At 61.7% G+C, this 12,624-nt stretch carries 13 protein-coding genes; 8 read left to right on the forward strand and 5 right to left on the reverse strand.

Annotated features, from left to right (window positions below):
• The first annotated feature begins 16 nt into the window (after window positions 1-16).
• Together BMY36_RS07615 and BMY36_RS07620 are read left to right on the forward strand one after the other, a co-directional pair.
• The gene (locus BMY36_RS07615; protein WP_231579714.1) at window positions 17-559 is read left to right on the forward strand and encodes a DUF3833 family protein; all 543 of its coding nucleotides are present in this window, start codon (window positions 17-19) and stop codon (window positions 557-559) included.
• The gene (locus BMY36_RS07620; protein WP_050519659.1) at window positions 559-1,296 is read left to right on the forward strand and encodes an SDR family NAD(P)-dependent oxidoreductase; all 738 of its coding nucleotides are present in this window, start codon (window positions 559-561) and stop codon (window positions 1,294-1,296) included. Before BMY36_RS07615 ends, BMY36_RS07620 begins: the two co-directional genes overlap by 1 nt.
• Window positions 1,297-1,300: 4 nt before the next feature.
• On the opposite strand, the gene BMY36_RS07625 is transcribed toward BMY36_RS07620, so the two are convergent.
• Both BMY36_RS07625 and BMY36_RS07630 read right to left on the reverse strand, forming a co-directional pair.
• The gene (locus tag BMY36_RS07625; RefSeq protein ID WP_050519616.1) at window positions 1,301-2,347 is read right to left on the reverse strand and encodes a saccharopine dehydrogenase; all 1,047 of its coding nucleotides are present in this window, start codon (window positions 2,345-2,347) and stop codon (window positions 1,301-1,303) included.
• Window positions 2,344-2,589 carry a WGR domain-containing protein gene (locus tag BMY36_RS07630; RefSeq protein ID WP_050519617.1) on the reverse strand — a complete coding sequence of 82 codons (246 nt, stop codon included), beginning with the start codon at window positions 2,587-2,589 and terminating at the stop codon, window positions 2,344-2,346. The genes BMY36_RS07625 and BMY36_RS07630 overlap by 4 nt, the downstream gene beginning before the upstream one ends.
• Window positions 2,590-2,675: 86 nt before the next feature.
• Between BMY36_RS07630 and BMY36_RS07635 the strand changes: the two genes are divergently transcribed.
• From BMY36_RS07635 to BMY36_RS07645, 3 genes are read left to right on the forward strand one after another with little or no spacing between them, the layout of a single operon-like run.
• Window positions 2,676-3,635 carry a hypothetical protein gene (locus BMY36_RS07635; RefSeq protein WP_050519660.1) on the forward strand — a complete coding sequence of 320 codons (960 nt, stop codon included), beginning with the start codon at window positions 2,676-2,678 and terminating at the stop codon, window positions 3,633-3,635.
• A 42-nt stretch (window positions 3,636-3,677) separates the two neighbouring features.
• Window positions 3,678-6,263, forward strand: coding sequence for a hypothetical protein (locus BMY36_RS07640; RefSeq protein ID WP_050519618.1), 2,586 nt, complete (start codon window positions 3,678-3,680; stop codon window positions 6,261-6,263).
• Window positions 6,248-7,081 carry a glycosyltransferase family 2 protein gene (locus tag BMY36_RS07645; RefSeq protein ID WP_074818561.1) on the forward strand — a complete coding sequence of 278 codons (834 nt, stop codon included), beginning with the start codon at window positions 6,248-6,250 and terminating at the stop codon, window positions 7,079-7,081. The genes BMY36_RS07640 and BMY36_RS07645 overlap by 16 nt, the downstream gene beginning before the upstream one ends.
• Before the next feature lie 29 nt (window positions 7,082-7,110).
• On the opposite strand, the gene BMY36_RS07650 is transcribed toward BMY36_RS07645, so the two are convergent.
• Window positions 7,111-8,331, reverse strand: a complete 1,221-nt coding sequence (locus BMY36_RS07650) for a glycosyltransferase family 4 protein (protein ID WP_050519620.1) — start codon at window positions 8,329-8,331, stop codon at window positions 7,111-7,113.
• 341 nt (window positions 8,332-8,672) lie between these two features.
• Here BMY36_RS07650 and BMY36_RS19880 point away from each other — a divergent pair, with 341 nt between their 5' ends.
• The 3 genes from BMY36_RS19880 (at window position 8,673) to BMY36_RS07665 (ending at window position 10,046) form a co-directional block, all read left to right on the forward strand.
• On the forward strand, window positions 8,673-8,882 hold the full coding sequence (locus BMY36_RS19880; RefSeq protein WP_050519621.1) for a hypothetical protein: 210 nt from the start codon (window positions 8,673-8,675) through the stop codon (window positions 8,880-8,882).
• Between the two features lie 42 nt (window positions 8,883-8,924).
• The gene (locus tag BMY36_RS19885; RefSeq protein WP_175469265.1) at window positions 8,925-9,164 is read left to right on the forward strand and encodes a hypothetical protein; all 240 of its coding nucleotides are present in this window, start codon (window positions 8,925-8,927) and stop codon (window positions 9,162-9,164) included.
• Between the two features lie 168 nt (window positions 9,165-9,332).
• Entirely contained in the window at window positions 9,333-10,046 is a 714-nt protein-coding gene (locus tag BMY36_RS07665) for a sugar transferase (RefSeq protein ID WP_050519623.1), read from the forward strand.
• 106 nt (window positions 10,047-10,152) lie between these two features.
• Here BMY36_RS07665 and BMY36_RS07670 read toward each other — a convergent pair whose 3' ends face one another.
• Window positions 10,153-11,550: a GumC family protein gene (locus tag BMY36_RS07670; protein WP_050519624.1), complete on the reverse strand. Its 1,398-nt coding sequence runs from the start codon at window positions 11,548-11,550 to the stop codon at window positions 10,153-10,155.
• Window positions 11,551-11,561: 11 nt separating this feature from the next.
• Complete coding sequence (locus tag BMY36_RS07675; protein ID WP_050519625.1) at window positions 11,562-12,497, reverse strand: CpsD/CapB family tyrosine-protein kinase; 936 nt, start codon at window positions 12,495-12,497, stop codon at window positions 11,562-11,564.
• Between the last annotated feature and the right edge of the window lie 127 nt (window positions 12,498-12,624).

The following is a 12,624-nucleotide window of genomic DNA, read 5'->3' on the forward strand; positions in this document are numbered from 1 at the left end:
CACCCTGCTTGCAGGCATGGCCCTGACCGTGCTTTTGGCCCTTATCGCGCGGCGCTGGATTGGCTTTGCTGCGCAATCGCCAGCCGATTACAGCGCCCATGGCCCCGCCTTTGACCCGCGCCAACACCTCAGCGGCCCTATCCAATGCGAAGGGGTGATTTATGGCCCCACCGGGCGCGTGGCATCGCGGTTTGTGGCTGATATGCACGGCACTTGGGATGGCGCCGTTGGCACCTTGCGCGAAGATTTCCGCTATGACAGTGGTTTGGAACAGGCCCGCTGCTGGACGCTGCATCTGGGCAATGGCGGCGATATTCGCGCGCTGGCCGCCGATGTGCCGGGCGAAGGGTCGGGGCAGGTTTCAGGCTCCAGCGTGGTTTTGCGCTACAACATCCAGCTTGCGCCCTCGGCGGGGGGGCATGTGCTGCAAGTCACCGATTGGATGTATCTGATGGAAAACGGCACCATCATGAACCGCAGTCAGTTTTTCAAATGGGGCATCAAGGTTGCCGAACTGGTCGCAACCATGCGACCCAAAACCGGGGGGGCAGCGGCATGATGCGCAATTGGCAGGGTAAAAAATACTGGTTGGTTGGCGCGAGTGAGGGGTTGGGTTTGGCCCTTGCCCGCCAAATCAGCGCTGCGGGGGCCGAGGTAATTTTGTCCGCCCGGTCAGAGGCGAGTTTGGCCAATGCGGTGGCGCAAATGCCGGGCCGCGCCCGCGCCGTGGTGGTGGACGTGGCCGACAGCGCATCCGTGGCGCGCGCAGCGGTACAGGTGGGCGATGTCGATGGCGTGGTGTTTTTGGCAGGCGTGTACTGGCCCATGAAAGCGCAGGCCTGGGACGCTGAACAGATTGAAACCATGTGTAATGTCAACTTTACCGGCTGCGCGCGGGTGATCGGTGCGGCGCTGCCCGGCATGGTCGCACGCGGGTCCGGCCATGTGGTGCTGACGGGCTCCCTATCTGGCTTTCGCGGATTGCCGGGGGCCAATGGTTACGGCCCGGCCAAGGCGGGTGTTATGGCAATGGCCGAAACCCTGTACGCCGATCTGCGTGGGTCCGGCATCACCGTGCAACTGGCCAACCCCGGCTTTATCCGCACCCGCTTGACCGACAAAAACGATTTCACCATGCCGTTTTTGATGGAGCCGGAGGAGGCCGCGCGCCATATGTTTGAATTGATGCAAACCGACCGGTTCAAGGCCAACTTCCCCACCGTGTTTTCGTGGCTGTTCCGCCTGTCGCAATTCCTGCCAGATTGGGCCTATTACCGGGTATTTGCGCCAAAATAACGGGTTAAGGGTGGGTGTGTTGGTCAAACAGCGCCTTTGCCCGGCCCCAAACGCCTGCGTCCAAATCATCCAGCGCCAGCAGCGACGGCAGCAACAACCCGGCAAAATCCTCACTGCTTTCCACGGGCAGTAGGCTGGGCAAGTTGTCAATTGCCGTGACATCCAGCACCGGATCATCCGCCACGCGCAGCGCAGGGGCCGCCCAATCGGTTGCGGAATCATACACTTTGATCGGTGAAAAATCCGATGTCGGGTCGCAAGCAATATCGCCAATCACCCGCAGTGCGCGGGGGGCGGTCAGCGCGGACTGTGGCACAAACACCGGGCAACCGGGCTGCGCAAGGATGCAATTCAGGAAAATTTCATGCGCCAACACTTGCGGGAACGGTCCGCCCTGCGCCGTTTCCGCCATGTCCCATTTGGTAACGGCCATTCCCATCGCCGCGCATAAATCCGCAGCACCCGTGCCAACCCGCCCCAATGCCCCAATCACCAGCGCGCGCGGCGCATCCAAACCCGCCATATCCTGCGCCAAATCCGCCAACAATGCAGCGCGACCCGCATAAGTGGCAACTGGCCCCGCAACCCCGCCCCGCGCTTGCGCCGCCCAGCATTTCAGCGCGACCGCCGCCCCCGCATACCCCGCCCAATAGCCGAACGCGGCCACGCGGCGGCCGGCGTCATCCACCAAATACTCAATATCATACAGGGTCCCCCCCCCGGCCTTGAACCGTGCCAGCAACGCCTGCCCCGATGGTTGCCCCTTATACGCATGGCCAAACAGGATATGGCGGTGGGGCAGGGGGGTGCCATCCTCGGGCAACTCCTTTAACCCAAAAATGATCGCATCGCGCGGCGCATCGGGCCAAGAGTTTGCAGGCGCAATCGCACACCCCGTGGCGCGGTAGCCCGCGATGGGTATGGCGCGCACCGCACTTTCCTCTACCGTCACGGCAAACCCTGCGGCCATCAGGGCGGCCACCCCCGCAGGCGTCACGCCCACGCGTTCTTCATTCGGGCGCTGTTCGGCCCGGACCCAAATATGTGTCATACTTCCCCCTGAAACCGGCTGTATCCGCGCCGCGCCGCGCTCGTTTGCAACGCCTCTGCCGCCAAACACGCATCACGCAAATTCGCAAACCACGTCACCTGCCTGCGACCCGATGCACCCGGCACCCCCCGAACCCCCCATTCGCGCAGCACGGAATATTCGCCAAATAGGTTATACGCCACATCCACACGGTAATACCGGGCATGGCCTTTGCGATTGCGCAGCATATGGAAACCGATCATTTCCGCCCCCCGGCTTGGTTTCTGGGGCCACAGATACCAGATCTACATCTGCACAACAGATGAAAAGCGATGCGAAAGGCGATCAGATGAACAGACGCGCGGTATTATGGGCTGGATTGGCAGGGGTTTTGGCGGGCGGTGCAGGTCTTGCCCTATGGCGCACAGCGTCCCCAAAAGCGATGGCGGCGGCGGCGTTTAACGCCCTGTACACCACGCCCCTAACCCCGCCCGATGCAGTGCTGTCGGTCTATCACCTTGGTCACAGCCTTGTGGGTCGCGATATGCCCGTGATGCTGAACCAACTCGCCGCTGCCGCAGGGTTTACCGCGCACAGCCACGCCAGCCAACTGGGGTGGGGGGCCAGCCTTGATCAACACCGCAAAGGTGATGTGCCGGGCATGGAACAGGAAAACGCGCACCCAAACCACCGCCCCGCAGATACAGCCCTTGCATCGGGCGCGTATGACGCGGTGGTGCTGACCGAAATGGTGGAAATTCGCGATGCCATTCGCTATCACGACAGCGCCAATGCGCTGGCCCATTGGGCGCGCACCGCCCGCGCCGGCAATCCAAACGCGCGTCTGTACCTCTACGAAACATGGCACCGTTTGGACGATGCCGAAGGCTGGTTAAACCGCATCGACGCCGATTTCACCCGCGCTTGGCAAGACCAATTGCTGCGCGTGGCCATGGTTGCACCCGATGTCGGCACCATCCACCTCATCCCCGGCGGCCAAACCCTTGCCGCCGTCACCCGCGCGATCGAGGCGGGCGAGGTGCCCGGCCTGACCCGTCGTGAGGATTTGTTTTCCCGCGATGCCGCAGGGGCCGTGGACCCCATCCACCTGAATGATCTGGGGGCCTATATCATTGCCCTAACCCATTTCGCCACGCTGTATCATCGCAGCCCGCTTGGGTTACCGGGGGCCTTGTTGCGCGCCGATGGGACGCCTGCAACACCCATCCCAGATGCAGCGATTGCACCGTTGCAAACACTGGTCTGGCAGGTCGTCACGCGCTATTCTTTGACCGGGGTGGCTGGCTAAACCCGCCCCGCCGCGTGTGTTATGTAACGAAAGGCCCGCCCGATGTCCTATTTGACCCTGCTTGCCGATATTTTGTTCGTGGGCCACAGCCTTGTCGGCCCGTCCTTGCCCGCAATGGTTGAGGGCGGCGCGCGGCTGCAAGGGCAGGAAATGTCGGTGGCCGCACAGGTGATCAACGGCGCGCCCTTGCGCTTTGCATGGGACAACAGCGCAGACGGCGAACAAGGCGACGCGCGGGTGATCTTGCCCCAAGGCGACACCAAGGTTTTGGTGCTGACCGAGGCGGTGCCTGTGGCAAACCAAATCGAATGGAATGACAGCGCGGGCTATGTCGCGAAATTTGCAGGGCTGGCATGGGAAAGTCGCCCCGATACCCAAGTCTACATTTACGAGACATGGCCCAGCATCAAAAGCAGCCCGGGCGTGGTGATCGAAGGGGACGCTGGCGCAGGTGTGCCGTGGCGCGAACGCCTGACCGCCGATTTGCCCTTGTGGGAAGGGATGACAGCCACCGCCAACGCCGCCCGCCCCGACGGTGCGCCTTTGGTCCGCCTTATCCCGGCAGGTCAGGCGATGGGCCGCTTGGCCGATGCGATTGCGGCGGGGCAGGTGCCGGGCATAACCACGCTGCAAGCGCTTTATGATGATGATATTCACCCCAGCCACCAAACCTTGTACTTTCTGGCACTGGTGCATTTGTCGGTGATCACAGGCAAAGACCCCGCAGGCCTGCCGCCAAAACTCACCCGCCAATGGCTTAGCCGGGCAGGGGTGATTTCCGATGCCCAAGCCGCCGTGTTCCAACGCATCGCTTGGGATGCCGTCACCACCTACCGCGCCGATGATACCCCAAGGATTGAGGCGCTGGCCGCCGCAGCACCCGCAGCACCCGTGCAAACCCCCGCCCCCGCCGCCGCCGCCACCCCGGCTGCGATTGCACAACCCGAACCCGCAATCGCCGCCGCGCCCGCAATCACACCGCCTTCCACGGCCGACCTGCCGCGCGCAATCACCAACCCAAAGCTGGCATTGGGCCTGTCGGGCGTGGTCGATTGGTCCGTACAGCAACCTTTCCTTGATGTGATGAAAACCGCCCGCCCTTGGGTCGGGCAATTGCCCGGCCAATGGGGTGGCATCGAATATGAGACCCTGCGCGATGGCGGATACCTTGACCCGAACGGTTGGCCCACATCCTTACCGCTGGAGGCGACAGGGATCACCACCTTGTTCCTAACCGATCTGCCCGCAGATGCAGGCATGGTCGCGGGCCGCTATGTGCTGCGTTACGCGGGCGCGGGCGCGATGAAACTGGAAGGCCGCGCGCAGATCGTTGATGGCGGGCCGGGGTTGATCGTGTTCGACTATACCCCCGGTTCCGGCTCTGTCTCCCTGACCATTACGGCGGTGGACGCCGCCAACCCCATCCGCGAAATATCCGTGGTGCGCGACGATCGCTTGGCCGCCCATGATGCGGGCGCGATGTTCAACCCCGACTGGCTGGCCCGTATTCGCGGCACCAAGGGCCTGCGCTTTATGGATTGGATGGACACCAATAATTCCACCCTTGCCCGCCTGCAAGACCGCCCCAAACCTGCTGATTTCAGCTGGGCAATCAAAGGCGTCCCGGTCGAGGTGATGGTCGCCCTCGCCAATGATCTGCGCGCCGATGCATGGTTCACCCTTCCGCATTTGGCCGACGATGCGCTGGTGCGCGCTTATGCCGAGGTGGTCCGTGATCGCTTGGCCGCAGGGCTGCGCGCCCAAGTCGAATATTCAAACGAGATGTGGAATTGGCAATTCACCCAAGCCACCTGGGCCGATGAACAGTGCCGCGCCCGCTGGGATGCCAGCGATTGCTGGGTGCAGTTTTACGCCCTGCGCGCCGCCGAAGTGGCTGACATCTGGGCCGAAGTGTTCGGCCCCGCAGACGCCGACCGCCTGGTCCGCGTGATCGCCACCCAAACCGGCTGGCAAGGGCTAGAGGAACAAATCTTCGACGCGCCCTTGGCCGTGGCCGAAGGCCGCAAACCGCCGGTCGACAGCTTTGATGCTTACGCCGTCACCGGCTATTTCGCCGCTGGCCTTGGCAGCGATGATAAGGCGGCGGTCCTGCAAGGCTGGCTGCGCGACAGCCGCCAAATGGCGGTGTCGCAGGCCGACCAGCAATCGTTAACCGGCCCCGCCCGCGATGCCTACATCGCGCAGCACCGCTTTGATATGGCCACCGACCGCGCCGCGACCGAACTGGAAAACGGCTTTGTCACCGGGCAAACCGCCGACACGCTGGTGTCGCTGCTTACCTCCGTTCTGCCCTATCACGCAGGCATCGCCGCCGCGCGCGGCCTTGATTTGGTGATGTACGAAGGCGGCACCCATGTCGTCGCCACCGCCAGCCTGCTGAACGATGATGATGTGACCGCGTTTTTCCACCACTTGAACTATTCCCCGCAAATGGGCGTCCTCTATGATCGCCTGATCGAAGGGTGGGCAGCCCTGACCCCCGAACCCTTCAACGCCTTTGTCGATATTTACAGCCCGAACAAATGGGGCAGCTGGGGCGGCCTCAGGCACTTGGGCGATGATAACCCCCGCTGGCAATCCTTGGCGCATGGCTGCAAATCTTGCTAAGCGTCATCCTGCCCGCCAGCAATGAGGCGGGCTATATCGGCCCTTGCCTGACCGCCCTTTTCGCCTCCCATCCCGTGCCCGGCGGGGCCGAGGTGATTGTGGTCGCCAACGGCTGCACCGATGATACGGCCGCGCGCGCACAGGCCTTTGGCCCACAGGCCCAAACGGCAGGCTGGCATCTGCGGGTGATCGACCGCGCCCAAGGTGGCAAAATCGGTGCGCTGAACGCAGGCGACCGCGCGGCGCATGGCGACATGCGCGCTTACCTTGATGCCGATGTCATCGTCTCACCCGGCCTCATGGCGCAACTCGCCCATGCGCTGGATCAGCCCACAGCACTTTACGCCTCTGGCCGCGCCACCATTCCCCGCGCGCAGTCTGCGATCACCCGCGCCTATGCCCGCTTTTGGCAAACCTTGCCATTTGCCCGCAGCATCGCCCCCGGTTACGGCCTGTTTGCGGTCAACGCAGCGGGCCGCGCGCGCTGGGGTGATTTCCCCGACATCATTTCGGATGACACGTTCGCCCGCTTGCAATTTGCACCGGGCGAACGCGTAAGCGTCCCCGCCCCCTATCACTGGCCGATGATCGAAGGGTTCGCAGCACTGGTCCGCGTGCGCCGCAGACAAGATGCTGGCGTGGCGCAAATATCCGCCCTTTTCCCCGACATCATGGCGCGCGAAGGTAAAACGCCGCTGGGCCTGACTGGCGTGATCCGCCGTGCGCTGCGCGACCCGTTGGGGTTTGCCACCTACGCCGCAGTCTCACTGGCGGTCAAACTGCGGCGCGGCGGCACGGATTGGACGCGCGGGCGCTGACCCCGCCCCCCAACCCCAGCCCAAGCCCCTTAGGCCAACCCCCGCAGCAACCCTGCAAGTTTCGTCGCTTCCACATCCACATCATGGCGCTCAAACACCCGGTCGCGCGCCGCTTGTCCCATCGCAGCCAAATCCGCTTGCGATGTGCGCGCCAACGCCGCCATCGCCTCGGCCAAAAACACCGCGCTGCCTGCGGGCACAATCCAGCCCGTATCGCCTGCCACCACCAACTCCGGCACGCCCGCAATTGCTGTGGCAATCACCGGGCGGCCCGCCGCCATCGCCTCCATCACCACCATCGGCAACCCTTCGGCAAAGGACGGCAATATTAACGCCTGCGCTTGTGACAGCGCCGCCGCCACCCCCGCCTCATCCTGCCAGCCCGCCAATGTCACGCGGTCCCCAAGGTGGTTCGCCGCGATCAACGCTTCAATCTGTCCGCGCATCGGGCCATCACCCACCAAGGTAAGGTGCAGACCGGGATGGGTAGGCGCCGCCAGCGACATCGCCTTTATCAACAGCGAAAAGCCCTTTTGCTCTGCCAGCCGCCCAATTGCCACCAAACGCGGCCCGCCCGCGGGCGGGGGGGTGGGGGCCGTAAATTTCGCAGGCTCAATCCCGCAATGCACCACATGCAACTTGGCCCAATCGCTCGGCCGTGCCCATCGGTACAACTGGCTGCGCCCAAAACTGCTGATCGCCACGGCAAACGCCGCATGGCGGATTTTGTCACCCAAACACAGCGCCAAGGGCGCATCAAATTCCTCCGGGCCATGCACGGTGAAACTGTAACGCGGCCCCCCCAACACCCGCACCAGCATCGCCACCGCCGCCGAATTGGTGCCAAAATGCGCGTGGATATGCGTGATGCCCAAATCCGCACAGCGCGCCGCCACATGCGCCGCCTCCAGCAAATACACCATATGCCGCAACCGCCCGCCCGTGCCCGGTGTGCCGCCCGCGCCCACCGCCCCACAGCGCAGCGCCAGCGCCACGCCCCGCGCCGTTTGCACAGGTCGGCGCAACATCCATCCCAGCGCCGATGGCACCAACCGCGCAATCCCTGTGCGCAGCACATGCTCGGTGCGGGCATCCTCGGCCAGATCGGCGGGGTCCATCAGGCTGCCGCGTTCGGACCGCATGGCAAAACGGTGAATATCAAAACCGCACCGTTCCAGCGCTTGCACCTCGCGCCGAATGAACGTGTGCGACGCGCGGGGATAGGTGTTCACCAGACAAGCAATCTTCACTACGGCACCTTTTGGATTTGCCCCTTTGATCTATCCCTGTTCCACACCCTTGCAAACCCACATGAATATTTCGTTAACGCGCCCCCACAACAGCCGCCGCGCCCAAGGCAGTTGGCAAAAATCCGCTTTCGCGCAGCGGTCGAATCGGCGGAAAATATTGCAAGCCCAAAGGATGCACGTTTTTTGCCTGACTCTCGCCACAATCTCGGGTCAACTTCAAGCATAGGCGCAGACAGCTGCGGGACTGGAACCGACGAAAGACAAATACCACAGACCTTTCGAACCCAGCCCAACAGCCCCGCAACTCTGGCAAAGCCGGAAAAAGACAAAGGAACGTTGAAATGGTTATCGGCATCTTGGTTTCGGGCATCATTGCAGGTCTTTTTGCGACCATTGGATCTTTGACATTTGGTTTGCCAATTTGGGCCGCCGTTTTGCTTTACCCCGTTGCAGGTTCACTGGGCGCAGTCGGATTTATCGTTTTTGCGATGGCCCGCATGTCGCAAAAAGAACCGCAGCCAGCGGTGGTATTTGCGACACAGTCCCGTTAACCATTTCGGACTATTTCCCAAATAGAAACAATACTCTGCGGCATGGGCGGCACATTATTGCCCCATAAAAATAGTCAACATTTCGCAGCGCCCCCGCGCGATACGACAAAACCGAATCAGCGCAGGATCAAATCCCCAGTGTTTTTGGAACGACTCAACTGCAGGGCGATTTTTCTGCGCCTCATTTTGCCGCTTTTGGAAAATAAGGCAAAATATGTTAGTAAATTTGACGAAAATATGGCCGATGCGCAACGTCATCCTTTCCATCCTCATTGTGAATAAGATAAAATAAAGATGGGGGCGTAACTGCCGAGTGTTCGTGATGATCTGCATTTTTTCTGATTCTGATTGCATGCGTGGGAGTGATGCGTTGGCAACATTTGCCAAGGCCACCTTTGACGTTGCCAAACCCAGTTTAACTTTTTCCCAATTGTGTTTGGGGGCGTAACAATGACAATCAGCTATTCCGATCTGATCGCCGGGGGCACCGGCGCGATTGAGCATCCATCCCGCCCCCTTGATCTGGGCGTGGATTTGCACCTGCGCCCAAAGGCGCGGGGCCTTTATCGCCAAATGTTCAAGCGTACCTTTGACGTTGCAGTGGTCATGATCGCCGCGCCCATCATCCTGCCTTTGATTGCGGGTCTGGCCTTTGCCGTGCGCCGCGATGGCGGCAGCGCCTTTTACACCCAAAAGCGCGTCGGTCTGCACGGGCGGCATTTTTGCATGTGGAAGCTGCGCAGCATGGTCAGCGATGCCGATGATCGTATGGCCGAATATCTGGCCGCCAACCCGCAAGCGCGCATTGAATGGGACCAAACCCAAAAGTTAAAGCGCGATCCGCGCATCACGCCCTTTGGCCAATTCCTGCGCAAATCCTCGCTGGATGAATTGCCGCAGCTGTGGAACGTGCTGGTCGGCGAGATGAGCTTGGTCGGCCCGCGCCCCATCATGCTGAACCAGCAAGCCCTATATCCCGGCGCCGCGTATTACGGCCTGCGCCCCGGCATCACCGGGTTTTGGCAAACCAGCGGCCGCAACAACACCACGTTTGAAGCGCGGGCTGATTACGACGCCTTCTATGACGCTGAACTGTCGCTGATGACAGACATGCGGGTGCTGTCGCGCACGGTGGGTGTTGTGATGAAATGCACCGGCTACTGACACCGCCCTAAGCCACATAAAAAGGCCCGCACCGATCCCCCGGCGCGGGCCTTTTTCATATCAAAATCCGGCAGCAGGTCATTACGCCCGTGCCCCAACCCGCGCGTCAGGTCATCGCCGCCGCAACCGCCACCAGCAAAATCACCGCCACACCGCCGCCAATCAATTGCACGCGGCTTGGCGCGCCACCGGCCCCAATGCTTTGTGCGGCCCTTGCGCGCATTTCTGGCACATGGCGGGCAAGGTCGGACAGCGTATGTATGTCCTTGCTGAACCATTGGCGCAGGGGCCGCCCCGATGCCCGCATTTCCGGAATCGCCACGATCGGGCGCAAATCCAATTCGCGTTCCAAATGGCTGCGCGTGCGCAATACCGGGCGCATTTGGTCCAGCAAAAACGCAAGGCCCACCCCCAGCATCAAGCTGCCAAACGCCCCTACAATCGCCAGTTTGCGCCGCCCCCCGCTGATCGGATAATCGGCCTCAATCCCGCGCTCCAATATGGAAAAGGTTTCGCCTTGCTGGCGATCTTGCAGCCGCGCCGCCGTTTCTGCCTCGGCGCTGCGGCGGCTTGCGGCCTCAAACTGCGTCTGCAATTGCGTCAAACCGCGCTGATAATCTGACAAAACCCGGTCCACATCTTGGCCTTCGGTCACCACGCTTGTGATCTCGGCCCGCCGCGCCTCCAGCGCTGCACTTTGCGCCCCCAAGGTTTCAATTTCCGCGCTCAAACTGTCCAAATCCCGCCGATCGGTTGCGCGCAACGTCGCTTTGCGTTCAATCGCAGCCCGTTCGTTGCGCGCCGCGACCAAGGCTTGGTCCAAACTGCGCAATTCCGTTTCCAGCCCGGTCAATTCAGACCGCAACGATTCGCGTTGCGCGGGCAGGGCGCCCACATTGCGGGCTTGGTACGCGGCAATCTCTGCCTCGCGCGCATCAATCGCGGCCCTCAGGCTGTTGGCCTCCTCGCGGTAAAAATCCAACGCCTCGCGCGCGCGGTTTATCTGCCCCGCAGCCCCCGCATCCAAAATCCCTTGCGCAAAATCATTGGTCACGCGGGCCGCTTTGGCGCGGGTGTCCGATTGCGCACTGATCAAAATCGCCGAAACCTCGGCCGCTTGTCCAAACCCTGCGGCGGCCGCACTGGCCACCGTTTCAAACCGCAAGGATATGCGCAGCAAATGCACCTTTTGGTCGTCGGTTAGCGGCAAACCCGCATACAGATCATGCCGCGCAATCACCGCCAGCATGTTTTCGCGCGTGGTCAGCCGTTGTTGGATCGCCTGTAACCGCTGCGCCGAACTTTCGCGCGGGGCCTCCGTGCCGTCCGCGCTGGACACCGTGGGCGATTGCACCTGAATCAACGCGGTGCTTTCAAACACGTCTGCTTTTGACATCACGAACAACACGGTTATCACCATGCCAAACACTGCCACCGCACCAATCAACAGGCGGCGACGGATCAACATGTTGATCAGGTCCTCAATGCTTTGAATCTGTCCCATGCGCCCGCCCCTTAAGTGTTGCCATAGCGGTAACGGCCCAGCCCACGGTCTTGCGCGCGGTTCAACACCACCCCCATCAATGGGCATTGCCCATCAAACAAACGCTCGCAGGCGCGCACTTCGGCGGCGGTGGTTTTGGTGCCATCGACGATCAACAAAACCGCATCCAGCTGCGGCAACAATGCCAGCACATCATCCGACATCAAAACGGGCGGCGCATCAATCACCACCAATTCGGGGTTCAACGCATCGGTCATCGCGGCCAACGCCTCGGCGGTGCTGGGCTCGTGCAACACCTCGGCGGCATCCAGCATCGCGCGGTCGTTCAGCCCCAGCGCCAGCGTGCGCCCAACCCGGCGAAAATGGCTTTCCAGCGGCTGTTCGCCGTTCAAAAATTCGCGAATATGGCCAACATCGCCTAGGCCCAACAGCTTGGCCACCCCCGGTTGGCGCAATTCCAAATCTAGCAGCACCGTGCGGCTGGACGGCCGCCGCGCCAAACTCAACGCAAGGTTCACCGCGACAAAGGTTTTGCCGCAGCCATGCGTGGGCGATGTGATCGCAATCCGCTTCCACCCATGTTCTTGCATCGCGTGCAACAAACGGGTGCGCAAAATGTCAAAATACTGCGTCCCGCTGAATTGTTGCGGTTGCGTAAACAGACCATTTCCATTCAGCACCGCCTCATTCAGCGTCACGGGGTTCAGTGATTCCCACACCCGTTCGGGTTTGTGCGGGGCCAACATTATCGGCTCCGGCTCCACCTCTCGTGGCTCTACGGTTGCGGGCAGCGCATGGATGGGCGCATTGCGAAACACCGAAATTCCCGGCGCGCGGGGTCGTTTTACGTCTTCTGCCATTTTGCGAAAATTCTCATCGTCCATCGGCGCCTGCTCTAGATCTGCCGGCCAAAGGGCTTGCGACAACGAAATATCGTGGTTGGCCATCTGAATTCAGGCTCCTGCTGCCCCCAGCTTCACAACGAAGGGTGGGCGGTTACACATATATGAACCCGCAAGACAGCAGGCAAGAATACGGCCTTCACCCTTTGGTTACGCGCCGATGGGCGCATGC

The sequence above is a fragment of the Pseudorhodobacter antarcticus genome (assembly GCF_900110135.1).
In the GTDB taxonomy this organism is placed as follows: Bacteria; Pseudomonadota; Alphaproteobacteria; order Rhodobacterales; family Rhodobacteraceae; genus Pseudorhodobacter; species Pseudorhodobacter antarcticus.